Genomic DNA, 1,359 nt, shown 5'->3' on the forward strand with positions numbered 1-1,359 from the left:
TGGTCCTATGTCAAGAAAAAGTACAAATTAAATATGCCCTTTTAATGTTGAGTTACCCTGCTAAAGCTTCAGCTCTTTCATCTAACGCTGCATAGTATTCTTTTTCATACTGATCTGGCGAAAGATATCCACAATGGCTGTGTGTCCTCACTGTGTTATAAAATGTTTCTATATATTCGAATACCAGCTTATATGCATGCCGATAATTAAAAATTTTAAAACGGTTGATCCACTCCCTTTTCAGTAATGCATGGAACGATTCAATACACGCATTGTCCCATGGATATGCTTTTTTTGAATAGCTGTTTACCATCCCCTCTGTTGCTTTACGGAATGCATCCGATACATACTGGCAGCCACGGTCCGTATGTATGATAAGCGGATGTGCTATTCTGCGGATTTTCTTTGCTTTCTCGATACATTCCACCACATGGGATGCTTCCAGTGTTTCGCCCAAGACCCATGCGATGATTTTCCGGGAATACAGATCCATAATGCTGGTTAAGTATACAAAGCCGTCAAACGTCCAGATATAAGTGATATCCGACACCCATACAGCATCCGGCTGAGCGGGATTGAACTGTTCATTCAGAATGTTATGCAGCTTCGAACTGAAATCAGAATCTATGGTTGTTTGTACATATGGTTTTACCCATTGGGCTTTGATTCCCATCTGACGCATGTAATTCGCCACAGTTTTCACTGCGATTTTTTCGCCGGTTTTCCACAATTCCCTTGTAATCTTAGGGGCTCCATAGTTCTGGTGGGAATCTTCATAGATTTTTCGGATTTTCTGTTTGATCTCCCCACGGTGTTTTTCCGTGGCAGAAGGGACTCTTTTTTTCCAAGCATTATAACCGGATCGTGAAACACCAAGATGTTTCAGTACCCCGCTGACAGAGACGTGGTGCTTCACCGGACGCTGCTCCATTTCCACAATATACTCCGCTGTGGCAGTATAGACAGCCTCTGTCATTTTCCCAGGATACTGATGGCTTTTTTTAGAATTTCAAGCGCATCCTTTGTATCCCTTAGTTCACGCTGGAGACGTGCGATCTCTTTCGCCTCATCACTGGAATAATTCCCGGATCCCCGTGTTGGTACGCTCCCTTCGTTCTCTCTGGCCGCTCGTAGCCACGTCTTGAGAGCGGAATCACTGATTCCCAGATTCTCAGCTGCCTTCTGAAGTGAGAGTTCTGGATGTTCCAAACGATACCTGACTGCATTCTCCTTAAACTGTTGATCGTATCTGCTACCCTTTGCCATGCCTGTACTGCCTCCTTTTTATCATCTCTCTTATCATACATGATTTAGGTCTGCATGGCATCTTTACTTTGTACTATTTTTATACTACCACTA

General features: G+C 43.3%; 2 protein-coding genes. Both read right to left on the bottom strand.

Annotated elements, in window-relative coordinates; translation table 11 throughout:
* Positions 1 to 52: 52 nt before the first annotated feature.
* Positions 53 to 931, bottom strand: coding sequence for an IS3 family transposase (locus Selli1_RS18160; protein ID WP_143405290.1), 879 nt, complete (start codon positions 929 to 931; stop codon positions 53 to 55).
* 41 nt (positions 932 to 972) lie between these two features.
* On the bottom strand, positions 973 to 1,266 hold the full coding sequence (locus Selli1_RS18165; RefSeq protein WP_087178690.1) for a transposase: 294 nt from the start codon (positions 1,264 to 1,266) through the stop codon (positions 973 to 975).
* Positions 1,267 to 1,359: the final 93 nt, after the last annotated feature.

The sequence above is a fragment of the Sellimonas catena genome (assembly GCF_027924685.1).
Lineage (GTDB): Bacteria > Bacillota > Clostridia > Lachnospirales > Lachnospiraceae > Sellimonas > Sellimonas catena.